The following is a 25,115-nucleotide window of genomic DNA, read 5'->3' on the forward strand; positions in this document are numbered from 1 at the left end:
GGTGCGTGGCTGCGCTTGTCAACCAGCGGCGGCAAGGCCGTGGCAGCTTTGGAACAGGTCCAGCGCCGGTTTGTACACCTGAGTGTGTACGTTGAACAACCCTAGTACCGAGTGGAATACGAAGTCGTGGCTCAGGTCGGCTTCATCCCGTTTAGCCGCCAAGCATGGCCGGGACACGCCGGCATCGCTCAGGGTGTTTTGCCCGAACCACAGCACCATGGGTACATGTTTCTGCGCTTCGGGGGCGATTGCATAAGGTGCCGCGTGCAGGTACAGGCCGTTCTCGCCGAGTGATTCGCCGTGGTCCGACACATACCACATGGCCGTGTCGAATCGGCTTTGATTGGCCTTCAACAAGCCGATCACCCGGGCCAGGAAGTGGTCCGTGTAGAGGATGGTGTCGTCGTACACGTTGTTGAGCGACTCGTTGCTGCAGCTGCCCAGTTGGTTGGTGTGGCACACAGGCGCAAAGCGCGTCATCGCCTGTGGGTAACGCTCGTAGTATTCCGGGCCGTGGCTGCCATCGGAATGAAGGAAAATCGCCGTGTCGCCGTCGAGCTTGTCGATGTCCGCCTGCAGGCCTTCAAGCAAGGACTCATCCAGGCAGGTATGGCCGTCGCAGTATGGGCTGGGCTGGTTTTTCGGGATGTCCCGGTGAGGGCTGCGCAGGCAGGTACCCTTGCAGTCACTGTTGTTCTCTACCCACAACACGTTCACCCCGGCGTGCTGGAGCACATCCAGCAGGCTTTCCACGGTTTTGCCTTTCTTGTCGGTGTAATCCTTGCGGCCAAACATCGAGAACATGCACGGCACCGACACGGCCGTGGACGTACCGCACGAATGTACCTGGCTGTAATCAAGCACATCGAGCTGGCTGAGCTCGGGGTTGGTGTCGCGGCTGTAGCCGTTGAGCGAAAAGTGGTCGGCGCGTGCTGTTTCACCTACCACGAAAATCATCAACCGTTTGCGCGGCGCCTGGGCTACCTGCACCGCATCGGTGCCGATAGGCTGAACCTCTGTGTGCTGCTGCAAGCCCAGCCGCTCCTTGCCGAGCTTGGCGCCTGCGTAAATGAAATTGGTAGGGTTGATGAAGTGCGTGAGCTGATCGTGCTGGCGCAGCAGCGGCCCGTAGGTGGAGTAGAACGCCGCCACCGTGGCCAGCAGCAAGCCAGCCGCCAGTGCCGCGGTCGCGAGCTTGTGCAGCAGCCCGCGCCAGGGCGGGGCGTACCGAACCGGCCACGCCCAGATCAGCACCGCCGGCACCACGCCAAGGCCGAGCAGATACGCCAACATCTTCAGGCTGACCAGGCCCGCGACTTCGCCGGGGTTGGTCTCGACCACGTTCTGTATCATCACGGTGTCGATCGCTACACCGTATTCATTCATGAAATACGCGGCGCCCGCAGCGCCCAGTGCCGCCAGGCTCAGTACCGGCTTGAGCAACGGGCGGAACGAAAAGCCAATGAACAGCAGCGTAAACGCCGACCAGAGGAACACCCCGAATGAGGCTTCGAAGGCCAGGCGCTTGAAGCCCTCCAGCTGAATGAGGCTGGCCAGGGCATGCCAGCTGGCAAGGTTGCAGGCGAGAACGAGAAAGGCGGAAAACAGCATCACCAGGCGGGAAGCGCCAAGGGTGGGAAGGTAGCGCGCGAGGGTCATGAATACTCTGCCACAGAGCATGAATCGGCCCGGGACCGGGGTCGGCGCTGAGGGTAGGCTTGGAGTTGTACGGCAACGGTGAGCAGGAAGTGAAAAAAACGTGAAACCCCGGGGCCGTGACCCCGGGGTTCAGGCTGGGTTCAGCGGCGGACCAGCAGTACCCCAGCTTCCATGTGGTGCGTATAGGGGAACTGATCGAACAAGGCGCAGCGTTCTATGCGATGGCTACTGTTCAGCTGTTCGAGGTTGACCGCGAGGGTTTCGGGATTGCACGAGATGTACAAGATGTTATCGAAGCGCCGCGTGAGCTCGCAGGTGTCCGGGTCCATGCCAGCGCGCGGCGGGTCGACGAATACCGTACCGAAGGCATAGCTGGAAAGGTCCACGCCCTGCAGGCGGCGGAACTCACGCACACCGTTGAGGGCCTGGGTCAGCTCTTCCGCCGACAAGCGCACCAGCTCCACGTTGTTCACGCCGTTGTCAGCGAGGTTATGCAAGGCCGCCGCCACGCTGGTTTTGCTGATTTCGGTGGCCAGTGCCTTACGTACTCGGGTCGCCAGCGGCAGGGTAAAATTGCCATTGCCGCAATACAGTTCGAGCAAGTCGTCATCGCGCTCACCCAATGCCTCATAGGCCCAGCCGAGCATGTGCTCGCACACGGTACCGTTGGGCTGGGTGAAGGCACCTTCGGGTTGGCGGTACGTGAAAGTGCGGCCAGCTACCGTGAGGGCTTCGGTCACGTAGTCACGGCCGATCACCAGGCGTTGCCCGCGGGAGCGCCCGATCAGGCTTACACCCAGCGAAGCGGCCAGCTCGCCTGCCGCAGCTTCCCACTCGGCGCCCAGTGGGCGGTGATAGCACAGCGTGATCAGCGCATCGCCGGCAAGTGTGGTGAGAAACTCCACCTGGAACAACTTGTGCCCCAGCGCTTCGTCGGCCTGCCAGGCGGCCTTGAGCAGCGGCATCAACGCATTGATGCGCTCGCTGGCCACAGGAAACTGCTCGATGAGGATAGGCGTGCGGTTATCACCGGGGGCGAACATCGCGTAATGCCGCTGGCCGCCCTCGCGCCACAGCCTGAACTCCGCGCGTAGCCTGTAGTGCTCGCGCGGGGACTCGAATACTTGCGGCGCGGGAGCATCGAAGGGCGCCAGCAAGGCCTCAAGCCGCGCCACCTTGGCCTGAAGTTGCTCGGCGTACTGTGCCGGGTTGATGGCCGTCATGCGTTGAACCAGCCCAGCTTGATCACGAACAGTACCGACAGGATGATCAGCGCCGGATTGAGGTCGCGGGCGCGGCCGGACACCAGCTTCACGGCGGTCCAGGTGATGAACCCGAAGGCAATGCCGTTGGCGATGGAGTAGGTGAGTGGCATGGCCAGGGCGGTGACAACCACTGGCGCGGCTTCGGTGAGGTCGTCCCAGTTGATTTCGGCCAGGCCCGAAGCCATCAGTACGGCCACGAATAGAAGGGCAGGGGCCGTGGCGTAGGCCGGCACGCTACCGGCCAACGGGGCGAAGAACAGCGCCAGCAGGAACAGTACGGCCACCACGATAGCGGTAAGCCCGGTGCGCCCACCGGCACTCACGCCCGCGGCCGACTCGATGTAGCTGGTGGTGGTAGAAGTGCCCAGCAGCGAACCGGCCATGGCCGCCGTACTGTCGGCGATCAACGCCCGGCCCATTTTCGGCATGTGGCCATCCTTGCCCATCAGCCCGGCGCGCTTGGCCACGCCGATGAGGGTGCCGGAGTTGTCGAAGAGGTCCACGAACAGGAAGGCAAAGATCACGCTCACCAGGCCGATATCCAGCGCGCCGGCGATGTCCAGCTGCAGGAAGGTAGGAGCGAGAGAGGGCGGCATCGACACCAGGCCACCGAAGGGGCTGAAGCCGAACAGGATCGATACCACGGTCACGGCCAGGATGCCGATCAGCACGGCGCCACGCACCTTCAGGGCTTCCAGCCCGACAATCAGGATAAAGCCCAGCGCAGCCAGAATGGCCCCCGGCTGCTTGAGGTCGCCCAGGCCCACCAAAGTAGCGGGGTTGTCCACTACGATGCCGGCATTCTGCAAGGCGATGAGGGCCAGGAACAGGCCGATACCGGCGGCGATGGCGCTGCGCAGGGGCAAGGGGATGCTGTTCACGATCCACTCCCGCACCTTGAAGATCGACAGCAGGAAGAAGCACACGGCAGAAATAAACACCGCGCCCAACGCCACCTGCCAGGTGTGGCCCATGTGCAGCACCACGGTATAAGTGAAGAAAGCGTTGAGGCCCATGCCTGGGGCCAGTGCGATCGGGTAGTTGGCGATCAACCCCATCACGGCCGAGCCGATGGCAGCGGCCAGGCAGGTGGCGACGAACACCGCGCCCTTGTCCATGCCCGTGCTGCCCAGAATGCTCGGGTTCACGAACAGGATATAGGCCATGGCGAGGAAGGTCGTGACCCCTGCCAGGATTTCTGTGCGTACGTTAGTGTTGTGTGCCTTTAACTGAAACAGCCTTTCCAGCATGCCCGCTCCCCGAGGCGCATTAGAAGCGCCGTGAATGATGGCCCATAAGCAAAGCACAATCGTGCCAGTTGGGCCCAAAAAAGCCGCGCATCATACCAGTGTCACGTTGCCACGGTGAACGAGAGATACGGTTTTAAAGGCCTGCGCGACGTTAACGGCGATCAGCGGTTGCCTTCCGGCGCTTCCTTCCTGCACTTCACATTTCACGGTAGCGCCATATCTGTAGTACTTGTATAAATACGGAGTGGCCGTGATCACATTTTCACCGGTCATCTTCCTGGTAATTTTCTGTCATAACGGTCCGACGTGCCTTTTAAAACCTCTTTGGTAATACCTGTTACAGCGCTTCATCCCGGTGTTGAAGGCGCAATTCGTGGTCCTGTGCTGCCCTCGGCCGAGGCCGGTGTAGTGCTATGTCGCCTCGAGTTCAGCGACGGCTCGCTCGCCAACGGTTCTCTCCTTGCCGTGGAGGAGAACGGCTGGTTGCTTTTGGTACATGAATACACCACCACTCAGGGGCGCAGTATTCCTGCAAGAGCCTGGGCACTCGAGCAGCCGACCGGGAATGACCAGGAACAGCCAGTGACTAGCTTCCGCGTGCGCTCGATGCTGCCCGCCGGGCCGGTGTCCGCCACCTGATGCGCTCTGAGCGCCGCGCGGTCTTACTCCTCGCATCGGGCTGAACGAACCCTCTTCACGCAAAGTCGTACTACGAGACGCAGGCACACAGACTTGCGCAGACGACCGTGAGGCTTTCCCGATGAGTGCTCTTTCTTCCAGCGCTGGCGTGGAGTGCTACGCCAGCCATTCGATAAACATCACGCTTAACGGCCAGCCGCGGTCGCTCGATGTCTTGCCCTGGACCACCCTGCTCGACCTGCTGCGCGAGCGCCTGGACCTGGTAGGCAGCAAGAAGGGCTGCGATCACGGCCAGTGCGGCGCCTGCACGGTGTTGGTCAACGAAAAGCGCGTGAACGCGTGTCTGACTCTGGCCGTGATGTGCGATGGCGCAAGCGTTACCACCGTGGAGGGGCTGGCCGACGGCGGTAGCCTGCACCCTCTGCAGGCGGCGTTCATCAAGCACGACGCCTTCCAATGCGGTTATTGCACGCCAGGCCAACTATGCTCGGCGGCGGGTTTATTGAAAGAGGGCCGTGTGAACTCGGCCGATGATATTCGCGAACAAATGAGCGGTAACCTTTGCCGCTGCGGCGCCTACGGCAACATCTTGGCGGCGATCGAAGAGGTGATCCAGGCACCCGGGGAGGGCGACGCATGAACCCCTTCAACTATGCGCGTGCCAGCGACGTCAACGAAGCGCTGGAACTCTATCAACCGGGCAGCCGGTTTATCGCCGGCGGTACCAACCTGCTGGACCTGATGAAGGAAAACATCACCCGCCCGCAGAGGCTGATCGACATTACCCGGCTACCGCTGCATGAGATTACCGAGCTGCCGAATGACCGTATTCGTGTGGGTGCGTTAGTCAGCAATGCGGACCTGGCCCATGATCCACTCATCCAGGCGCGTTATCCCCTCCTTAGCCAGGCCATCCTCGCCGGTGCCTCGCCCCAGTTGCGTAATATGGCGACCACAGGGGGTAACCTCCTGCAACGCACCCGCTGCTACTACTACTATGATGCCGGGGTGCCGTGCAACAAGCGCGAGCCTGGCACGGGTTGCCCGGCCCGCACCGGGCTCAATCGCATTCATGCGATTTTCGGGGCGAGTGACCAGTGTGTTGCCACGCACCCGTCAGACATGTGCGTGGCCTTGGCGGCACTAGGCGCCACCGTAGAGGTGCAAGGCAAGCAAGGTACCCGGGTTATTGAGTTCGCGGATTTCCACCGCCTGCCGGGTGATCAGCCTGAGCGGGATAACCACCTGGCCGAAGATGAGCTGATCGTGGCGATCGAGCTGCCTGCCGAAGGCTTCGCCCCGCATAGCCATTACCTGAAGGTCCGCGATCGGGCTTCGTATGCGTTTGCCTTGGTGTCGGTGGCGGCGGCGTTGAAACTGGAGGGCGATATGATCAAGGAGGCTCGCCTTGCCCTTGGCGGCGTGGCCCACAAGCCGTGGCGCAATACGGCGGTGGAGGCGGCGCTGGTGGGCCAGCCCGTGAGCCATGAAACGTTCACCGCTGCGGCGGAAGCCTTGGTCAAGGACGCCCAGCCACTGGCGGGCAATGCGTTCAAAGTCAAGCTGGCCCGGCGCGCCATCGTGCGGGCGCTGGATGAAGCTACATTGGGAGGGGCACGGCCATGACAGTACTTGGACAACCCATGGACCGTGTGGACGGCGTGCTGAAGGTCACCGGTCAGGCCCGCTACGCGGGTGAATATCCCGAGCAGGGCTTGCTGTATGGGAGCGTGGTGTCCAGCACCATTACCTCGGGGCGGGTGCTACGCATCGATGCCAGCGCGGCCCTGGCACTGCCGGGCGTTGTAGAGGTGATGGACCACGGCAATCGACCGCCCATGGCCGGGGATGACGAAAAATATTCCGATGCCGACGCAGCTGACGGCAAACCCTTCCGGCCTCTGTATAACGACCGCGTGCTCTATAACGGGCAACCCCTGGCGTTGGTAGTCGCCGAAAACCTGGAGCTGGCCCGGCATGCGGCTTCTCTGGTGCGCGTCGAATACGTGGAGCACCCATGGTGTTCCGACCTGCGTGCAGAGCTAGGCAACGCCACGCCCGCGCCCGCCGAGCTGCCCGAGCCACGCGGCGACTTTGACAACGCCTATTCGGCTGCGGCGTACAAGGTGGACTCCACCTATGAAACGCCCATCGAGCATCACAACCCCATGGAGCCGCATGCCAGCACTGTGATCTACAAGGCCGACGGTAGCCTTGAAGTGCATGACAAAACCCAAGGTACGCAGAACTGCCAGAACTACCTGTGCCAGACCCTCGGGTTGGAGAAGGACAAAGTACGTGTGCTGGCGGCCTTCGTTGGCGGTGCATTCGGTTCCGGGCTGCGGCCTCAGTATCAGCTGCCTCTGGCGGCAATGGCCGCGCTCAAACTGCGGCGTTCGGTGCGGGTAACGCTCACCCGGCAACAGATGTTCACCTTCGGCTACCGCCCCCGCACGATCCAGCGCCTTCAACTGGCCAGTGATGCTGGCGGCAAGCTTATGGCTGTCTCCCATCACGCCACGGGCGTGACGTCACGCTTCGAGAAATTCACCGAGCACGTGGTTGAATGGAGCGGCATGCTCTACCACTGCGACAACGTGAAGCTGAGCTACGACCTGGTACCGGTGGACCTGTACACACCTCTGGACATGCGCGCCCCTGGGGCGGCGCTGGGGTTGATCGGGCTGGAATGCGCCATGGACGAGCTGGCCGAACGGCTGCACATGGACCCGGTCACTTTCCGTGAGCTTAACTTCGCCGATAGCAATATGAACGAGGGCAAGCCTTATTCGAGCAAGGCGCTCATTGCCTGCTACAACGAGGGCAAGGCGCGCTTCGGGTGGGACCGCCGCAAGGCCGAGCCGCGTAGCCTGCGCAACGGGCGCAAGCTGGTGGGGCTGGGCATGGCGGGTGGCGTATGGGAAGCCATGCAAATGCCAGCCAGCGCCAAGGCCAGCCTGGGCAAGGACGGGATGTTGACCGTCAGCACCGCAACCACGGATATCGGCACAGGCACCTACACGGCGCTAACGCAGATCGCTGCTCAGGCCGCTGGCCTGCCGCCGTCACTGGTGAAGATCAAGCTGGGGGACTCGTCTCTCCCAATGGCGCCGCTTCAGGGCGGTTCATTCACCATTTCGTCCGTGGGCACCGCCGTGCAACAGGCTTGCGAGGCTCTGCATAAGCAGCTATTGACCGCTGCGGCCAGTATCGACCCGGACTTTGCGACGGTTACGCTTACCCAGGTGAGCTTCACTGAAAGCGCGTTGGTGTGGGGAGATAAGCAGTTGGCGTTTACCGACCTGGTTCATGCCAGCGGTTCAGACGCGATTGAGGTGCAGGTAGATGCACAGCCAGACGAGAAGCGGGAGCAGTACGCCACGGCAACGCACTCGGCAGTGTTCGTGGAAGTGGAAGTTGATGAAGACCTGGGTACGGTGCATGTGACCCGCGCGGTGAATGCCGTGGCGGCGGGCAGGGTGGTGAACCCGAAAACCGCCCGCAGCCAGATTCTGGGTGGCGTGGTGTGGGGCATCGGCATGGCGCTGCATGAGGAAACGCTGACCGACCACGCGTTGGGCCGGCACATGAACCATAACCTGGCGGAGTATCACATTCCTGTTCAGGCGGACATCGGACCTATCGACGTGGTGTTCGTCGAGGAGCAGGACTCGGTGGTCAATGCGCTGGGTTCTAAAGGGGTCGGTGAAATCGGCCTGGTAGGCGTGGCGGCAGCGGTGGCCAACGCCATTTATAACGCCACCGGCAAGCGCGTGCGCGATTTCCCCATTACCTTGGACAAACTGCTGGATAACCCCGCGTAGCATCGCGAATGCAGCCGGGCCGGCGCTACGCCGGCTTTGCCGCCTCTCGCTCGGGCGCTTGCATATGGTCCCGGTTAGCAAGGCTTGGGAAGAGTTTTATCCACACCCCAGTCACCACCAGCGTGCCACCCCCGCCGATCACCACGGCGGGGACGGTGCCGAACCAGTGAGCGGTAAGCCCGGATTCGAATTCCCCGAGCTGATTCGACGCGCCGATGAACAGCCCATTGACCGCACTGACCCGGCCGCGCATTTCGTCTGGCGTTTCCAGCTGTACGAAGGCCCCGCGGATGACCATGCTGATCATGTCTGCCGCACCCAGCACCGCCAGGGTTGCCAGCGAGAACCAGAACGAAGTCGATAGCCCGAACGCGATGGTCGCGACCCCGAATATGCCTACGCCGGCGAACATGGTGCGGCCCACCTTGCGTTCGATCGGGAAGCGCGACAACCAGAACGACATCAGCAGCGCCCCTACCGCTGGCGCCGAGCGGAGCAGCCCCAGGCCCCAAGGGCCGGTGAGCAGAATGTCCCGCGCAAACACAGGCAACAGGGCGGTCGCGCCTCCCAGCAACACGGCGAACAAGTCTAGGGAAATCGCGCCGAGGATGTCCGAGCGGCTACGAATGAAACGAATCCCCGCCATGAGCGAATGCAACGTGGCTCGGCCGGTAGGCAGCGGTGTTTCACGTTTCGGCAGGCTGAGCATCAGGCTGAGCGCCAATAGGTAAAGCACGACCGTTGGCCCGTACACCCACACGCTGCCGAACGCATACAGAAAGCCGCCCAGCGCCGGCGCCACGATGGTCGCGGTTTGCATCGCCGAAGCTGACGCCGCCACGGCCCGGGGGAACAGGCCCGCCGGGACGATATTAGGAAGCAGCGCCTGGGTAGTCGGCATTTCAAAGGCGCGGGCGCCACCGAGGCAGAACGCAAGCACAAAGATCATCTCCCGGCTCACGTTATCCGTGCTGCTACCCACCACCAGGGCCAAAGCCACAATGGCCTGTAGCGTCTGGCAGATAGCCGCGACCTTGCGGCGGTCATAGCGGTCCGCCACATGACCGGTGTGCAGCATGAACAGCACGCGGGGCGCGAATTCGACCAGGCCCACCAGGCCCAGGTCCAGCACACTGCCAGTGAGCTGGTAAAGGTGCCAGCCAATGGCTACGGTCAACATCTGGAAGCCACTTGCCGTGCACACCCGTGCCAGCCAGAACGCAAGGAAGGGGCGGTGGTGACGCAACAGCCGGGGCGCTTCGGTAGCCATGAACGACCAGTGACCTCAGGGAGCAGAAGAGGTTAGCAGCCTATCATTTCCCTGTAACAAACGGTTGCAACTTCACGCGGGCGCTTGCATGAAGCCTGCCGGTTCCCAGGGGTGGGGCAATTGGTCACGCGGCACTGCACCACAGCGTCGACACGCGGGAACGAGGCTACGCTATGCAAGGTCATTGATTTGGATCAATGCCGTGCTCCGTGCCGCCTGTCAGAGGAAACCCTATGTTCGGTTCAGAGGCGCTAGACCTCGCCCGCATCCAGTTTGCGTTCACTGTGTCGTTCCACATTCTTTTCCCAGCCATCACTATCGGGCTGGCGAGCTACCTTGCGGTGCTCGAAGGCTTGTGGCTGAAAAGCGGCAACAGCGTATACCGCGAGCTGTACCATTTCTGGTCGAAAATATTCGCCGTGAACTTCGGCATGGGCGTGGTCTCCGGCTTGGTAATGGCCTACCAGTTCGGTACCAACTGGAGCCGGTTCTCGGACTTTGCCGGTGCGATCACCGGGCCATTGCTCACCTATGAGGTGCTGACGGCGTTCTTCCTCGAGGCAGGCTTCCTTGGCGTGATGCTCTTCGGCTGGAACCGCGTAGGCCGCGGGCTGCACTTCTTCGCGACGGTGATGGTAGCGATCGGCACATTGATCTCCACCTTCTGGATTCTGGCGTCCAACAGCTGGATGCACACCCCTCAGGGCTACCAGATCGTGGACGGCCGGGTGATTCCTGTGGACTGGTTCGCGGTGATCTTCAACCCGTCGTTCCCTTACCGCCTGGCCCACATGGCAACTGCTGCCTTTGTGGCGACTGCGTTTTTCGTTGGCGCCTCCGCTGCCTGGCACTTGCTGCGCGGCCGCAACAACCCGGCCGTGCGCAAGATGTTCTCCATGGCGATGTGGATGGCGTTGGTGGTAGCGCCGGTGCAGGCCATGCTGGGCGACATGCACGGCCTGAATACCCTCGAGCATCAGCCGGCAAAAATCGCCGCCATCGAGGGCCACTGGGAGAACACCAACAACGAGCCTACGCCGCTGGTGCTGTTCGGCTGGCCCGACATGGAAGCCGAGAAAACCCGCTTCGCCGTGGAAATTCCGTATCTGGGCAGCCTGATCCTGACCCACAGCCTGGACAAGCAGATCCCCGCCCTTAAAAGCTTCCCACCGGAAGACCGCCCTAACTCGACCATCATCTTCTGGTCGTTCCGTGTCATGGCCGGCCTGGGCATGCTGATGGTCGCGGTGGGCTTGTGGAGCCTCTGGCTGCGCTGGCGCGGCAAACTGTATGACTCGCCGCTGTTCCTGCGCGTTGCATTGTTCATGGGGCCGTCCGGGCTGATCGCGATCCTCGCGGGCTGGTTCACCACCGAGATCGGCCGTCAGCCGTGGGTGGTGTACGGCCTGATGCGTACCGCCAACGCCTCATCCAACCACGACGTGGGCCAGATGGGCTTCACTCTGGCGCTGTTCGTGCTGGTGTACTTCGCCGTGTTCGGCGTGGGCTTTGGCTACATGATGCGCCTGGTGCGCAAAGGGCCGGCCATTGCCGAGCCGCATAGTCACGGCGGCCCCGGCCAGAAACGCACTCCGGCACGGCCGTTGTCCGCCGCTCACGAAGAAACCGCCGAAGACCACCACGCCACGCCGAGCGAGAGGAACTGACCATGGGCATCGATCTATCGTTGATCTGGGCCATCATCATTATTTTCGGCGTGATGATGTATGTGGTGATGGATGGGTTCGATCTGGGTATCGGCATCCTGTTCCCGTTCACGCCCAAGGAACACGACCGCGACGTGATGATGAACACGGTTGCGCCGGTGTGGGACGGTAACGAGACCTGGCTGGTACTAGGTGGTGCTGGCTTGTTCGCGGCCTTCCCGCTGGCCTACGCCGTGGTGCTGTCTGCCTTGTATATCCCGCTAATCCTGATGTTGATTGGCCTTATCTTCCGCGGTGTGGCATTCGAGTTCCGCTTCAAGGCCAAGGTGGACAAGCGCCACATCTGGGACAAGGCGTTCATTGGCGGTTCGCTGCTGGCCACCTTCTCCCAGGGCGTTGCGCTGGGCGCTTACATTGACGGTATCAAGGTGGCCGAGCGCGCCTATGCCGGTGGCCCGTTCGATTGGCTTACCCCGTTCTCGCTGTTCTGCGGCCTGGGCTTGATCGCGGCTTACGCCATGCTCGGCTGCACCTGGTTGATCATGAAAACCGAGGGTGAGCTGCAGGAGCGCATGCATCAGCTCGGCAAGCCGCTGACTTTCGTGCTGCTGGCGTTCGTTGCCATCGTGAGTGTTTGGACGCCGCTGGCCCACAGCGACATTGCCGCTCGGTGGTTCACCTTGCCGAACCTCTTCTGGTTCATGCCGGTGCCGATTCTGGTGGTGGTGGCGACCTACGGGCTCATCAAAGCGGTGGCGCGCAAGGCGCACTACATGCCGTTCCTGCTTACGCTGTTGCTGATCTTCCTGGGCTATAGCGGCCTTGGTATCAGCCTGTGGCCCAACATCATCCCGCCTGCCGTGAGCATCTGGGATGCCGCGTCTCCGCCACAAAGCCAAGGCTTCGTATTGGTGGGCACGCTGTTCATTCTGCCGTTCATCCTTGGTTACACCTTCTGGAGCTACTACGTGTTCCGCGGCAAGGTGACCACCGAAGATGGCTACCACTAGAGAGGTGCGCCCAGTGATCAAGCCGGTTGAAACGAAAAAGCCCCTCTGGCAACGCCTCGGCTGGCTGGTACTGATCTGGGCTGCCAGCGTGGTCAGCCTCGGCCTGGTGGCCGGGCTGCTCCGGCTGCTGATGGCCGCGGCCGGCATGCGCAGCCACTGACAGGTTTTCCCTTTTTTACGCCCGCGCTCCAGCGGGCTTTTTTATGGGCGCAATTATGAATCGTCAACTTTGAAACTTGGCTACTACCTCGTAGAACTGGGTTGTGAGGGAGAGCACCCGTATGCCGTCTTCGCTCACATACAGGTCGTTCGCTGCACTAAGAGAAGGGTCCTGAATAGCGAAACCTTCATCGCCAAACTTCATATCCCGGCTACCATCGGGAAGCAAACGTACCACCTCCAGCCGGAATGCAATGAAGGGCCCTTCCGCCTCTTTGTCCTGCCTGGTGCCCGCCAGAATCACTCGCCCTTGCGAGTCCAGCTTCAGGTGATCGAGGCGCAGCATCGGGTTGTCGGGATCCTTCCACAACAGCATCAGCGCATTTCCTCCATTGAATTCGGCGCAGGGGCTGCCGTTTTCATTGAAGCAATACACAATGGTGGGATGAAGGCTAAAGTTGCCTGAGCTAGAGAGCCAGATTCTTCCTTTCCTATCGGTGGCCATACCGAAGTTGTTGCCCCGCACCGGGAACGCTTTATAACCTCTGCCATCCAAACGAGCGTCTAGCTCGCCCTCGGCGGTACAGCGCATCAGGACGATTTCATCGCCCGCCAGGCCCAAAACCAGAAAACTGCCGTCGTCGTGAAATTCCACCCGATAGGGTATGACGTTTGATTCGTTGATGCGAGGTAGCGCCCGCAAGCCTTTGGTGGGCGGCAGTTCTCCAGTGTCGGGGTCCAGGAGTGCCAAGTAGGTTGTGTAAGTCAGGCTCTGGGCGGTTTCTCGGATCCCCTGGAAAATCACCCTGATCAGCCCATTGGCGAATCCGGCTTTGGCGGCACCGCGATAGTCAGTGGCCAGGGGCTCAGCGTTGGGCTTTATTTCAAAGGGCTTGATGTCGCTAACGGCGTCCGTCTCGGCCTCAGGTGGTGGAAGAACTGCAAAGCCGTTGTCGCCGAAGTTGCCCCAAGGCTGGAAGTTGCGGTCCAGCTTCGCTACGGCGAGGTGGTAGATGTTTTCTTTTGGGCGCTGATAGACAGGCCGCGATACGGCAAGGTAGCCGTCTCTCCCGCCCTGATGGATTGGCACAATGGCCTCGAAATTGTTCACCAGCTCGATGGTTGCCTCCGGCACAGGCGGCAGAACATGCCCGGTCGCCTCATCCCATCGCCCGTCAGAGAAAAGCCGGGTGAATCGGAAATCTGTAAGCAGCCCATCGGCAGAGGCGTACCCGCCGCAAACGAAGCTGCCATCGCTATCCAGGGTCGCTGCGCGTACCTGCAGTGTTTCGCTGGAGCGTATTGGCAGCAAGTCCGGTATGGGCGCAATACCCTCGCTGCCAAAAAGCGGGTCGAGTGTGCCTGGGTTATATTGAGCCATGAGCCTGATCTCCGGTGTAGGTTTGATAACACTACCTCCGGGCGCAGGCGGGCATAACTGACAGTCTGCCAGGTGGGAGTGCAACAGGCATGCGCAGACTCCCTTTTTATGCCTGTGCTCCAACGGGCGTTCTGTCTTTTCCGGTCGGGACTATAGGCTGTAGGAAGCGGGCGAAGCTCGCGAACAACTTAACGCCGGCTCTACCATCGCTTCCCAAGTTTGTAGCACGAGCAGGCCAAAAGTTCTTCGCGAGCTTCGCCCGCTTCCTGCAAGTTGATCGGTAATAGCGCCTACTTCCTCGCCCGCAACACCACAAACTTGGGGTTCGCCGCCACTTGCTCTACACCCCGGAACAGCCGCGCCAGTTTGGTGTGGTAGCCCAAGTGGCGGTTGCCCACGATGTACAGTGCGCCGCCGGTAACCAGTGCTTCGCGGGCCTGTTGGAACATGCGCCACGCCAGGAAATCACCCACCACCTGTTGCTGGTGGAAGGGGGGATTGCACAGCACCACGTCCAGCGAGCTTGCCGGTTGGCCCGCCAGGCCGTCTCCGGGCTGGATGTTCGCTTCACGCTCGCCGAGGGCCGCGTGCCAGTTCTCTCGCGCCGACTGCACGGCCATGTACGACTCGTCGACCAAAGTGTAATGAGCATCGGGGTTGCTCAAGGCGCTGGCGATGCCGAGCACGCCGTTCCCGCATCCCAGATCCGCCACGCGAGCACTGCCCAGGTTGCGCGGCAGATGGGGGAGGAAGGCGCGGGTACCGATGTCTAGCCCGTCGCGGCAGAAGACATTGGCGTGGTTGACGAGCTCCAGCGCCGGCGTGTCCAGCTGGTAACGGGTAGGGTAGGGCGAGCGGGCCGGTTCACGATGCTGATAGGTCGCCGTGAGCAAGCGGGCTTTCTTTACCGCCAGCGAAGCCTGCACAGGCCCGATGTACTTTTCCAGCAAATCCCCCGCAGCGCGAGGCAGGTGCTTGATCATCGCGCCGGCCACCACTTGCACCCCGTCGCGCAGGTGCGGCTGCAGCCGGATCAACTGTTCTTCCAGCAGTGCCAAGGTTTTGGGAACGCGCACCAGTACATGGTCGAAGGCGCCTTCGAAGGGCTCGCTCGACGGTAGCAGGTTAAGCGCGTCGTAAGCGTGCCCGTTGCTCGCCAGGTTCTTGACCAGCGCCAACGCGCCCAGATGCGAGTCCCCGCTGGTCACCACATCGAAGCGCCCCAGCAAGCTGATGGCCAACGCACCGAAGCCGTCGTTCAACACCAATACGCGTGCTGCGGACGGAAGCTGTTGCTCTGCCAGATGAGCGAGCAGGTAGTCATCGGCGGCATCGAAGGCATACAACGGTTCGTTGGCCATTTCCGGCTGGCGAACCAGGTCGAGTTGGGCGAAGGCGTTGTCGAAGCGGGGCATGTGCAGGCTCGGGCAGGTAAAAAAAGGGCGATTCTACGGGGTTTCCACACGCACCGTCGGTGTTTGTCCGCGCGCAATTGCGCCAAACTACGCGGTATTAAACGTGGAGGCCCCATGACCGACGAGAAGTTCACCCGCCAGCGCCTGCTGGCCGTGCACACCTTGACCCCCAACTTGTTCACCCTGCGCACCACGCGTGATGCAGGCTTTCGCTTTCAGGCAGGGCAGTTTGCGCGCCTGGGCGTAACCAAGCCGGACGGCACCGTCGCCTGGCGGGCCTACTCCATGGTGTCCTCGCCGTACGACGAGTTTCTTGAATTCTTCTCGGTGGTAGTGCCTGGCGGCGAGTTCACCAGCGAACTGTCGCGCTTGCAAGTGGGCGACGAGCTTTTGATAGAGCGTCAGGCATTCGGTTACCTCACACTGGACCGCTTCGCCGATGGCCGCGACCTTTGGCTGTTGGCCACAGGCACAGGCCTTGCTCCCTTCCTTTCCATCTTGCAGGGCTTTGAAGCGTGGGAGCGTTTCGAGCGTATTGTGCTGGTGTACAGCGCTCGGCATGGCCGCGACCTCGCTTATGGAGAGCTGATCGCGGACCTGGAGAAACGTGAGTACCTCGCCGAGTATGCCGGCAAGCTCACCTTCGTTCCCTTGGTAAGTCGGGAGGCCTGGCCAGGTGCCCTGCAGGGGCGTATCACCGACCTGATCGCCAACGGCGAGCTGGAGCGCGCGGCGGGTATCGAACTCACCCCTGAGCATTCCCGGGTAATGATTTGTGGTAATCCGGAAATGATCGACGACACCCGCAAGCTGCTGAAAAGCCGCGACATGAACCTTAGCCTCAGCCGCCGGCCAGGTGCAGTCGCGGTGGAAACCTACTGGTGATTACACCACTGGCGGTTGTACCGATACCGCCGGGGCTGGCTTGCCATTCTGTTCTTTCAGAATGTCGCGGATCTCGCCCAGCAATACCTCTTCCTTGGTAGGCACCGGCGGCAGGCTGGGTGCCCTGGCCTCTTCGCGCTTGAGCCGATTGATCGCCTTCACACCAATGAAGATAGCGAAGGCCACGATGATGAAGTCGACCACGGTTTGAATGAATTTACCGTAGGCCAGCACCACCGCCGGTGAAGCCCCCTCGGCGGGGCGTAGCGTGACGGCAAGGTCGGTGAAGTTGATGCCACCGATCAGCAAGCCGAGCGGCGGCATGATGATATCGCCCACGAAGGACGACACGATCTTGCCGAAGGCCGCGCCGATGATGATACCCACGGCCAGGTCGACCACGTTGCCTTTGACTGCGAAGGCCTTGAACTCTTTAAGCAAGCTCATTGAGTGCATCCTTTTTCAAGTTGAAGAAACGGGTAAGTTTTTTAACCAAATGCTTGAAAATCAGCGCCTTGGCATTCGGGTTACTGTTTTACCAGACCGGCAGCCCACCGATTAGTTTTGTTTCGGCAAGCCCCGGCTGGCCGAGCCGAGGGGTATGATAAGCGCCCTTTCGTTCGATGGAGGCACCATGGCCAAGGCCAAGCGCATGTACGGCTGCACCGAGTGTGGCGCAACTTTCCCCAAGTGGGCGGGGCAGTGCGCCGAATGCGGTGCCTGGAACACGCTGGTGGAAACCATGGTGGAGAACACGCCGGCCGCCAGCAGCAACAGCCGTACCGGCTGGGCGGGCGAGCAGGCCACGGTAAAAACCCTCGCAGAAGTGAGCGTGGAGGAAATTCCACGGTTTTCCACCGCCTCTACCGAACTGGACCGCGTGCTGGGCGGCGGCCTGGTTGACGGGTCGGTGGTGCTGATCGGCGGCGACCCGGGTATTGGTAAGTCCACTATCTTGCTGCAAACCCTGTGCAACCTGGCCGAGCGCATGCCGGCCCTGTATGTGACTGGGGAAGAATCGCAGCAGCAAGTGGCCATGCGCGCGCGCCGGCTTGGCCTTCCGCAGGACAAGCTCAAGGTGATGACCGAAACCTCGATCGAAAGCATCATCGCCACCGCCCGCAGGGAAAATCCCAAGGTGATGGTGATCGACTCGATCCAGACCATCTTTACCGAACAGCTGCAATCCGCGCCGGGTGGCGTAGCGCAGGTGCGCGAAAGCGCGGCCCTGTTGGTGCGCTTTGCCAAGCAGAGCGGCACGGCGATATTCCTGGTGGGGCATGTCACCAAGGAGGGTTCCCTGGCGGGGCCTCGGGTGCTCGAGCATATGGTCGATACCGTGCTGTATTTCGAAGGTGAGTCCGACGGCCGCTTGCGCCTGCTGCGGGCGGTAAAGAACCGTTTCGGCGCGGTGAACGAGCTGGGCGTGTTCGGCATGACCGATCGTGGCCTGAAGGAAGTGTCCAACCCTTCGGCGATCTTCCTCAGCCGCGCCCAGGAAGAAATCGCGGGTAGCGTGGTGATGGCGACCTGGGAAGGTACCCGGCCGATGCTGGTGGAGGTGCAGGCTCTGGTCGATGACAGCCACCTGGCCAACCCTCGGCGGGTGACGCTGGGCCTGGACCAGAACCGCCTGGCGATGCTGCTGGCGGTACTGCATCGGCACGGGGGCATTCCCACCCACGACCAGGACGTGTTCCTTAACGTGGTGGGCGGGGTGAAGGTGCTCGAAACCGCGTCGGACCTTGCACTGATGGCGGCGGTGATGTCCAGCCTGCGAAACCGCCCGCTGCCTCATGGCTTGCTGGTATTCGGCGAGGTAGGGCTGTCGGGTGAGGTGCGGCCTGTGCCCAGCGGGCAGGAGCGGCTCAAGGAAGCGGCCAAGCACGGGTTCAAGCGGGCCATCGTGCCCAAGGGCAATGCACCGAAGGAAGCCCCGGCAGGCCTTGAGATCGTAGCGGTAACCCGTCTGGAGCAGGCCCTCGACGCCCTTTTCGAGTAGCGTTGCAGCTTGACCTGAAGCACTCGCCCGGAGTATCACCTTCTTTTAAGCCGAGCGAGATTTCCCATGGTGAGCGCTTCAACCTCCGCACCGCAGGTAAAGGCTGTGATTTTCGACATGGATGGCCTGCTGCTCGACACCGAGGGCATCTACACCGAAGTCACCCAGTCCATTGCCCAGCGCTATGGCAAAACCTTCGACTGGAGCCACAAGCAGCACATCATCGGCCGTGGCGCGCGAGACCTGGCCACGTATGTGGTGGAAGCCCTGGAGCTTCCAATCACCGTGGACGAATTCCTGGAGATTCGCGCGCCCTTGATGACCGCGCGCTTCCCCGAAGCCTTGGGCATGGCGGGGGCGGAGGCTCTGGTGCGGCACTTGAAGGCCAACGGCATTCCGATCGCGGTAGGCACCAGTTCTTCGAGCACCTACTTCAAGCTCAAGACCCAGCAGCACGAAGCATGGTTTTCGCTCTTTGATACGATCGTGACGGCCGATGACCCGGAAGTGGGCGCTGCCAAGCCTGCCCCTGATATCTTTCTGGTAGCGGCCCGCCGCCTGGGTGTGGCACCGGCAGACTGCCTCGTGTTCGAAGATTCACCCTTCGGCGTGACCGCTGCCAAGGCGGCGGGCATGTACGCCCTGGCCGTGCCGGATTCGGCCATGGACCCAGAGAAGTACACCCACGCCGACGGCCGCCTCGGCAGCCTGCTCGAGTTCGAGCCCAGCGGATGGGGGCTGCCGGCGTTCCCGTAAGGGATCAGCCCACCAGTGCGCCTAGTTCCCGCTCCAGCTCCGCCTCGTCGCCCAGGTTCAGCTCCACCAGGCGGCGCAGATGGCTGATGGAATCCAGGTCGATGTGGGTGCACTGGAAGCCCAGCTGGCCATCGTTGTCGTGCTTGAGCTCGGTTTCCATCTTCACTGGGGCGTCTTCACCCAGCTGCACAGTCACCTGGAACGGTGCGGCAGGGTCGCCTTGCCAGCCGGCTGGCCGTTCAACAAGCAGCCCCTTCAGGGACAGGTCGAGCAGTTTGACCTCCCAGCGATTGTCACCTTGGGTAAGCTCGGTGCGGGCATCGAAGGCAATACGTTTGAAGCGACGACGTTCTTCAGTCATGGGTACTTCCTCAATGAGGCCCGTCAGCGCGGGTCGCTCTCTATGCTGCCGTGCCATGGCGTAGCCGGCAATGCTTGTATACAGGTTTTGCCGAGTGCCTCGCGAAACCGCAAAGGCCAGCCGACAATGGCACAAAACCCCGCGCCATCGACCTTTGTGGGGGGTGTGCTTCCCCGCAAGTGTAGCTAGACTGGAGCCGGGTTTGTTCCGTTGCCATTCGCTGGAATATAAAACATGAAAAACAATAATAGTCTGGCCCGCCATCTGCCATGGCTCGCGCTGGCCGTCATTGGCGCCTGGGCGCTCGGGGTTGTCGCGCTGCGTCGCGGCGAAAGCATCAACGCGCTCTGGATCGTGGTCGCCTCGGTGGCGATCTACCTGGTCGCATATCGTTACTACAGCCTGTTCATCGCTGAGAAAGTGATGCAGCTCGATCCTCGTCGAGCCACCCCTGCCGTGCTCAACAACGATGGGCTGGATTACGTTCCCACCAACAAACATATCCTGTTCGGCCACCATTTCGCGGCTATCGCCGGGGCTGGCCCGCTGGTGGGCCCGGTGCTCGCCGCGCAAATGGGCTACCTGCCTGGCACCCTCTGGCTGATCGCCGGCGTAGTACTGGCCGGCGCCGTGCAGGACTTCATGGTGCTGTTCCTTTCTACCCGCCGTAACGGCCGCTCGCTGGGCGACATGGTGCGCGAAGAGATGGGCCGCGTCCCGGGCACCATCGCACTGTTTGGCTGCTTCCTGATCATGATCATTATCCTCGCCGTACTGGCGCTGATCGTGGTCAAGGCGTTGGCTGAAAGCCCATGGGGCGTGTTCACCGTGATGGCGACCATTCCTATCGCGGTGTTCATGGGCGTGTACATGCGCTTTATCCGCCCGGGCCGCATCGGTGAAATCTCGCTCATTGGCGTAGCACTGTTGCTGGCCTCCATCTGGGCTGGCGGTCAAGTGGCTGCCGACCCGGTATGGGCCAAGGCCTTTACCTTCACGGGCGTGCAGATCACCTGGATGCTTATCGGCTACGGCTTCGTGGCTGCGGTAATGCCGGTGTGGCTGATCCTCGCACCGCGAGACTACCTGTCTACGTTCCTGAAAATCGGCACTATCATCGCCCTGGCCATCGGCATTCTGGTCACCATGCCAGAACTGAAAATGCCCGCGCTCACGCAGTTCACCGACGGCACCGGGCCGGTGTGGAAAGGCACGCTGTTCCCGTTCCTGTTCATTACCATCGCCTGCGGCGCGGTATCGGGCTTCCATTCGCTGATTTCCTCGGGCACCACGCCCAAGCTGCTGGATAACGAAGTGAACGCCCGGTACATCGGCTATGGCGCGATGCTGATGGAGTCGTTCGTAGCCATCATGGCCATGGTTGCCGCCTCGGTCATCGAACCTGGCGTGTACTTCGCGATGAACAGCCCGGCTGCTGTAGTGGGTGGCGACATCAACGCCGTGGCAGCTGCGGTCAGTGGCTGGGGCTTTGCGATCACACCCGAAACCCTACAGGCAGTCGCCCATGACATTGGTGAAAACACCATCCTGGCCCGCGCCGGTGGTGCGCCCACGCTGGCAGTAGGTATCGCGCAGATTCTGCACACGGTACTGCCAGGCGAAAATACCATGGCGTTCTGGTACCACTTCGCGATCCTGTTCGAGGCGCTGTTCATCCTTACCGCTGTAGACGCCGGTACCCGCGCGGGCCGCTTCATGCTGCAAGACCTGCTCGGCAGCTTCGTGCCTTCGCTCAAGCGTACTGAATCGTGGGGCGCCAACATGATTGGCACCGGTGGTTGCGTGGCGTTGTGGGGTTACCTGCTGTATCAAGGCGTGGTTGACCCACTGGGCGGCATCAATACTTTGTGGCCTCTGTTCGGCATCTCCAACCAGATGCTGGCCGGTATCGCGCTGATGCTCGGCACCGTGGTGCTGATCAAGATGAAGCGCCAGCGCTACATCTGGGTCACCCTGTTGCCGGCGGCATGGCTGTTGATTTGCACCACCACCGCGGGCCTCATCAAGTTGTTCGACCCCAGCCCGGCGGTAGGCTTCCTGGCATTGGCGAAAAAGTACAACGATGCGCTGGCGGCAGGGCAGGTGCTTGCTCCGGCCAAGAGTATCGAGCAGATGCAGGCGGTGATCTTCAACGCCTACACCAACGCCACACTCACCGTGCTGTTCCTGTTCGTGGTGCTGGCAGTACTGGTGTTCGCGGTCAAGGTCGGCTACGCGGCGCTGGGCAAGCGCGACCGCACCGACAAGGAAGCGCCATTCCAGGCGCTGCCAGACGCATGAGGACCTGAGCCATGTTCAATGACCTGAGCCGGTTGGGCAAATACCTGGGGCAGGCGGCGCGCCTGATGGTCGGCATGCCGGACTACGACAATTATGTGGAACACATGCGAAAGACCCACCCGGACCAGCCGGTGATGGATTACGAAGCCTTCTTCCGTGAGCGGCAGGAGGCCCGCTACGGCGGCGGCAAGGGATCGCCCCGCTGTTGCTGAACCCTGCCTCGGCCTGATTCGCGAGCGGCCCCCGGCCTTCCGGGGGCATGCGATTCAGGTGCCCGAACCTGATCCGGAGACGTACGTGCCCACCCCTGTTCCTGTAACGGTGCTGACCGGTTTTCTCGGCGCCGGCAAAACCACCTTGCTTCGCTACATGCTTCAGGCCGAGCACGGGCTGAAGTTGGCGGTGATCGAGAACGAATTCAGCGACGCCGGTATCGACACCGAGCTGTTGGGCGACGAGCCCGTGCAGGTGGTAACGCTGGCTAACGGTTGCGTGTGCTGCAGCATCCATACGGACCTCACCAAAGCGTTGTTCCTGTTGCTGGAACGGCTCGATTCGGGAGAAATCGCCTTTGATCGGCTGGTGATCGAGTGCACCGGCCTGGCCGACCCTGCGCCGGTTGCTCAAACATTTTTCATGGAAGAAGAGCTGCGTGACCGTTATGTGCTCGATGGCATTGTGACCCTTGTTGACGCGGCCCACGCTGGCGAGCATCTGAAGCAAACCATTGCCCAGGCCCAAGTGGGGTTTGCCGACCGGCTACTGGTGAGCAAGACCGATCTGGTCACTCCAGAAGCGTTCGAAGCACTCAGTAAACGGTTAGCCCGCATCAATAACCGCGCCTCGATTCGCGTGGTGGACCACGGTGAGATCGACCTGGCGGAGCTGCTGGACATTCGAGGGTTTAACCTCAATGCCGAACTGGGCGCGGGGTTCCGCCCACGGCCAATGGTCATCGGCAAAAGCTCAGATCGTATAACCAGCATGGTGCTGCGCACGGATATGCCGCTGGACATCGACCGCCTCAGCGATTTCATGAACACGCTACTGGAAGAGCACGGCCGGCAATTGTTGCGCTACAAGGGCGTGCTAAGTATCGCTGGCGATCCCCGCAGGCTGGTGTTCCAGGGTGTGCTCAAGCTCTATGGCTTTGACTGGGACACCGCCTGGGAGGAGGGCGAGGCACGCGAGAGCGTGATGGTGTTCATTGCCGATGACTTGCCAGAAGAGGCGATCCGGGAAGCGTTCAAGCGTATGCAGGCTTGCGAGGGCCGGTGAAGTTACTGCTCACCCGGCTCGCTGAGCCATGGGGCACTCACGTTACGCTCAATGATCAATAGCTTCCATATTTGAGCATTCGGATGCTCAACGCCCAGATATTGGTAGCCGGAATGAGCTCGACGGCGTGGGGTAATGGCAGCGCCTTCAGTGCTTAACTTGATGGCGTACTGGCTTGCAGAAACATCTGTCGGATCGAATGGTCGCTCACTGAGGCAGTTCAGCTCTAACAAGGCAGGGGCTCGTTGGTCGGCGGGCAAGACACCAAGAAAACCTCCTTCATCGAGCGCCACCCCTCTGCTGAAATACTTGCCTGGGGAACGCACATACAGTTGGTAGCCTTCGGTTGTCCATTGGAAGTAGAACGCCATGGGCTTGGGCGTTACGCCCGCTTGGCAACTGAGCAAGTGTGAATCATTGCGCACAGTGCTCGCCAGGTGCGGCGCAAGACCTGCCAGGCTTGGGAGGCGGTTGGCCCAGGCGGCTTTACCTAATAATGCGCTTAGTGTGTTGAGTGGGTGGCCATTGAGCCATAAGGCTCCTACAAAGGATTGCTGCTTGACGGTAGGCATGGTTGATACTCCTGCAACTTGCGTGAAGGCCCGTTCGGGCCAGGAGACGGCACCTTAAGTGCGGTCCGCAGGTGGCTGGAAAGTGGAAGCGTTTCTCGAACCCATAAAAAAACCCGGCACGTGGCCGGGTTCTCGTTTACGCCTGACGGATCAGTTGCCGTACACCGGCAGCCGCGCGCAGATAGCCTTGACCTTCTCGCGAACGGCATCGATCACCGCTTCGTTGTTCAGGTCGGCCAGGATGTCGCAGATCCAGCCTGCCAGCTCGCGGCAGTCAGCTTCGTTGAAGCCACGGGTGGTCACGGCTGGGGTGCCGAAACGCAGGCCGGAAGTCACGAACGGCGAGCGCGGATCATTCGGTACCGAGTTCTTGTTGACGGTGATGAACGCGCGGCCCAGGGCAGCGTCGGCATCTTTGCCCGAAATGTCCTGCTTGATCAGGGACAGCAGGAACAGGTGGTTCTGGGTGCCACCGGAAACGACGTCGAAGCCGCGCTCGATGAACACTTCGGCCATGGCCTGAGCGTTTTTCACCACTTGCTGCTGGTAGGCCTTGAATTCAGGCTGCAGTGCTTCCTTGAAGCATACGGCCTTGGCGGCGATAACGTGTTCCAGTGGGCCACCCTGGGCGCCCGGGAACACGGCCGAATTCAGCTTCTTCTCGATCTCGGGATTGCTGCGCGCCAGGATCAGCCCACCGCGCGGGCCACGAAGCGTTTTGTGGGTGGTGGTAGTAACCACGTCGGCGAACGGAACGGGGTTAGGGTACACGCCAGCGGCAACCAGGCCAGCCACGTGCGCCATGTCCACGAACAGGTAAGCACCGACCTTGTCCGCGATGGCGCGGAAGCGGGCGAAGTCCAGCACCTGAGAGTAGGCGGAGAAACCGGCCACGATCATTTTCGGCTTGTGCTCTACCGCCAGGCGCTCCACTTCGTCGTAGTCGATCAGGCCATTGCCGTCGATCCCGTACTGAACGGCGTTGTACAGCTTGCCGGAGGAAGACACCGAAGCACCATGGGTAAGGTGGCCGCCGTGGGCGAGGCTCATGCCCAGAATGGTATCGCCCGCTTGCAACAGCGCCAGGTACACCGCAGCGTTAGCCTGCGAGCCCGCGTGGGGCTGGACGTTGGCGTAGTCGGCGCCGAACAGCTCCTTGGCGCGATCGATGGCCAGTTGCTCAACCACATCCACGTACTCGCAGCCGCCGTAGTAGCGCTTGCCCGGATAGCCTTCTGCGTACTTGTTGGTGAGCACCGAGCCTTGAGCTTCCATGACCGCCGGGCTGGTGTAGTTCTCCGAGGCGATCAGCTCGATGTGCTCTTCCTGACGCAGGGCTTCTTGCTCCATCGCGGCAAAGAGGTCGGCGTCAAACTTGGCAAGGGTCAAATCACGGCTGAACATTGGCGGTCCTCGAGGAT

General features: G+C 61.5%; 23 protein-coding genes. 13 read left to right on the forward strand and 10 right to left on the reverse strand.

What is annotated here, in order from left to right; all coding sequences use genetic code 11:
- Window positions 1-18 precede the first annotated feature (18 nt).
- The 3 genes from LG385_RS00635 to LG385_RS00645 all read right to left on the reverse strand — a co-directional run bounded on the left by LG385_RS00635 (window position 19) and on the right by LG385_RS00645 (window position 4,174).
- Entirely contained in the window at window positions 19-1,659 is a 1,641-nt protein-coding gene (locus LG385_RS00635) for a phosphoethanolamine transferase (protein WP_225771646.1), read from the reverse strand.
- Between the two features lie 140 nt (window positions 1,660-1,799).
- Window positions 1,800-2,882, reverse strand: coding sequence for a tRNA (uridine(54)-C5)-methyltransferase TrmA (gene trmA / locus LG385_RS00640; RefSeq protein ID WP_225771647.1), 1,083 nt, complete (start codon window positions 2,880-2,882; stop codon window positions 1,800-1,802).
- Complete coding sequence (locus LG385_RS00645; RefSeq protein WP_225771649.1) at window positions 2,879-4,174, reverse strand: NCS2 family permease; 1,296 nt, start codon at window positions 4,172-4,174, stop codon at window positions 2,879-2,881. The genes trmA and LG385_RS00645 overlap by 4 nt, the downstream gene beginning before the upstream one ends.
- A 381-nt stretch (window positions 4,175-4,555) precedes the next feature.
- On the opposite strand from LG385_RS00645, the gene LG385_RS00650 reads away from it, so the two are divergent.
- The 4 genes from LG385_RS00650 (at window position 4,556) to LG385_RS00665 (ending at window position 8,637) form a co-directional block, all read left to right on the forward strand.
- Entirely contained in the window at window positions 4,556-4,813 is a 258-nt protein-coding gene (locus LG385_RS00650) for a hypothetical protein (RefSeq protein WP_181119287.1), read from the forward strand.
- 121 nt (window positions 4,814-4,934) lie between these two features.
- On the forward strand, window positions 4,935-5,453 hold the full coding sequence (locus tag LG385_RS00655; protein WP_181119290.1) for a (2Fe-2S)-binding protein: 519 nt from the start codon (window positions 4,935-4,937) through the stop codon (window positions 5,451-5,453).
- A complete protein-coding gene (locus LG385_RS00660) occupies window positions 5,450-6,439 on the forward strand; it encodes an FAD binding domain-containing protein (protein ID WP_225771650.1) in 990 nt (329 codons plus the stop codon). The genes LG385_RS00655 and LG385_RS00660 overlap by 4 nt, the downstream gene beginning before the upstream one ends.
- Window positions 6,436-8,637: a xanthine dehydrogenase family protein molybdopterin-binding subunit gene (locus LG385_RS00665; protein ID WP_225771652.1), complete on the forward strand. Its 2,202-nt coding sequence runs from the start codon at window positions 6,436-6,438 to the stop codon at window positions 8,635-8,637. The genes LG385_RS00660 and LG385_RS00665 overlap by 4 nt, the downstream gene beginning before the upstream one ends.
- A gap of 25 nt (window positions 8,638-8,662) precedes the next feature.
- Here LG385_RS00665 and LG385_RS00670 read toward each other — a convergent pair whose 3' ends face one another.
- Window positions 8,663-9,907, reverse strand: coding sequence for an MFS transporter (locus tag LG385_RS00670; protein WP_225771655.1), 1,245 nt, complete (start codon window positions 9,905-9,907; stop codon window positions 8,663-8,665).
- Window positions 9,908-10,140: 233 nt separating this feature from the next.
- On the opposite strand from LG385_RS00670, the gene LG385_RS00675 reads away from it, so the two are divergent.
- The 3 genes from LG385_RS00675 to LG385_RS00685 are packed head-to-tail and all read left to right on the forward strand — an operon-like array spanning window position 10,141 to window position 12,744.
- A complete protein-coding gene (locus tag LG385_RS00675) occupies window positions 10,141-11,574 on the forward strand; it encodes a cytochrome ubiquinol oxidase subunit I (protein ID WP_225771657.1) in 1,434 nt (477 codons plus the stop codon).
- A gap of 2 nt (window positions 11,575-11,576) precedes the next feature.
- On the forward strand, window positions 11,577-12,584 hold the full coding sequence (gene cydB, locus LG385_RS00680; RefSeq protein ID WP_181118192.1) for a cytochrome d ubiquinol oxidase subunit II: 1,008 nt from the start codon (window positions 11,577-11,579) through the stop codon (window positions 12,582-12,584).
- Window positions 12,571-12,744, forward strand: coding sequence for a DUF2474 domain-containing protein (locus LG385_RS00685; protein WP_181118191.1), 174 nt, complete (start codon window positions 12,571-12,573; stop codon window positions 12,742-12,744). The genes cydB and LG385_RS00685 overlap by 14 nt, the downstream gene beginning before the upstream one ends.
- A 63-nt stretch (window positions 12,745-12,807) precedes the next feature.
- Here the strand turns inward: LG385_RS00685 and LG385_RS00690 are convergent, their stop codons facing one another.
- Window positions 12,808-14,124 carry a hypothetical protein gene (locus LG385_RS00690; RefSeq protein ID WP_225771659.1) on the reverse strand — a complete coding sequence of 439 codons (1,317 nt, stop codon included), beginning with the start codon at window positions 14,122-14,124 and terminating at the stop codon, window positions 12,808-12,810.
- 290 nt (window positions 14,125-14,414) lie between these two features.
- Window positions 14,415-15,539, reverse strand: a complete 1,125-nt coding sequence (locus LG385_RS00695; protein WP_225771662.1) for a methyltransferase — start codon at window positions 15,537-15,539, stop codon at window positions 14,415-14,417.
- 114 nt (window positions 15,540-15,653) lie between these two features.
- Here LG385_RS00695 and LG385_RS00700 point away from each other — a divergent pair, with 114 nt between their 5' ends.
- Window positions 15,654-16,424, forward strand: a complete 771-nt coding sequence (locus tag LG385_RS00700) for a ferredoxin--NADP reductase (protein WP_225771664.1) — start codon at window positions 15,654-15,656, stop codon at window positions 16,422-16,424.
- Here the strand turns inward: LG385_RS00700 and mscL are convergent, their stop codons facing one another.
- The gene (gene mscL, locus LG385_RS00705) at window positions 16,425-16,871 is read right to left on the reverse strand and encodes a large-conductance mechanosensitive channel protein MscL (RefSeq protein WP_225771666.1); all 447 of its coding nucleotides are present in this window, start codon (window positions 16,869-16,871) and stop codon (window positions 16,425-16,427) included.
- Window positions 16,872-17,058: 187 nt separating this feature from the next.
- Between mscL and radA the strand changes: the two genes are divergently transcribed.
- Complete coding sequence (gene radA, locus LG385_RS00710; RefSeq protein ID WP_225771668.1) at window positions 17,059-18,426, forward strand: DNA repair protein RadA; 1,368 nt, start codon at window positions 17,059-17,061, stop codon at window positions 18,424-18,426.
- A gap of 66 nt (window positions 18,427-18,492) precedes the next feature.
- A complete protein-coding gene (locus tag LG385_RS00715) occupies window positions 18,493-19,182 on the forward strand; it encodes an HAD-IA family hydrolase (protein WP_225771670.1) in 690 nt (229 codons plus the stop codon).
- A gap of 4 nt (window positions 19,183-19,186) precedes the next feature.
- On the opposite strand, the gene LG385_RS00720 is transcribed toward LG385_RS00715, so the two are convergent.
- A complete protein-coding gene (locus LG385_RS00720) occupies window positions 19,187-19,543 on the reverse strand; it encodes a PilZ domain-containing protein (RefSeq protein ID WP_225771672.1) in 357 nt (118 codons plus the stop codon).
- Between the two features lie 234 nt (window positions 19,544-19,777).
- On the opposite strand from LG385_RS00720, the gene LG385_RS00725 reads away from it, so the two are divergent.
- From LG385_RS00725 to yjiA, 3 genes are all read left to right on the forward strand, one after another.
- Window positions 19,778-21,844 carry a carbon starvation CstA family protein gene (locus LG385_RS00725; protein ID WP_225771675.1) on the forward strand — a complete coding sequence of 689 codons (2,067 nt, stop codon included), beginning with the start codon at window positions 19,778-19,780 and terminating at the stop codon, window positions 21,842-21,844.
- 11 nt (window positions 21,845-21,855) lie between these two features.
- Window positions 21,856-22,056, forward strand: a complete 201-nt coding sequence (locus tag LG385_RS00730) for a YbdD/YjiX family protein (RefSeq protein ID WP_181115730.1) — start codon at window positions 21,856-21,858, stop codon at window positions 22,054-22,056.
- Window positions 22,057-22,141: 85 nt separating this feature from the next.
- Window positions 22,142-23,122 carry a GTPase gene (gene yjiA / locus LG385_RS00735; RefSeq protein WP_225771677.1) on the forward strand — a complete coding sequence of 327 codons (981 nt, stop codon included), beginning with the start codon at window positions 22,142-22,144 and terminating at the stop codon, window positions 23,120-23,122.
- A 2-nt stretch (window positions 23,123-23,124) separates the two neighbouring features.
- On the opposite strand, the gene LG385_RS00740 is transcribed toward yjiA, so the two are convergent.
- Together LG385_RS00740 and glyA are read right to left on the reverse strand one after the other, a co-directional pair.
- Window positions 23,125-23,694 carry a hypothetical protein gene (locus LG385_RS00740; protein WP_225771679.1) on the reverse strand — a complete coding sequence of 190 codons (570 nt, stop codon included), beginning with the start codon at window positions 23,692-23,694 and terminating at the stop codon, window positions 23,125-23,127.
- A 150-nt stretch (window positions 23,695-23,844) separates the two neighbouring features.
- Window positions 23,845-25,098, reverse strand: a complete 1,254-nt coding sequence (gene glyA, locus LG385_RS00745) for a serine hydroxymethyltransferase (protein WP_181115724.1) — start codon at window positions 25,096-25,098, stop codon at window positions 23,845-23,847.
- Window positions 25,099-25,115: the final 17 nt, after the last annotated feature.

Source organism: Pseudomonas sp. Marseille-Q5115, assembly GCF_916618905.1.
Lineage (GTDB): Bacteria > Pseudomonadota > Gammaproteobacteria > Pseudomonadales > Pseudomonadaceae > Aquipseudomonas > Aquipseudomonas japonica_A.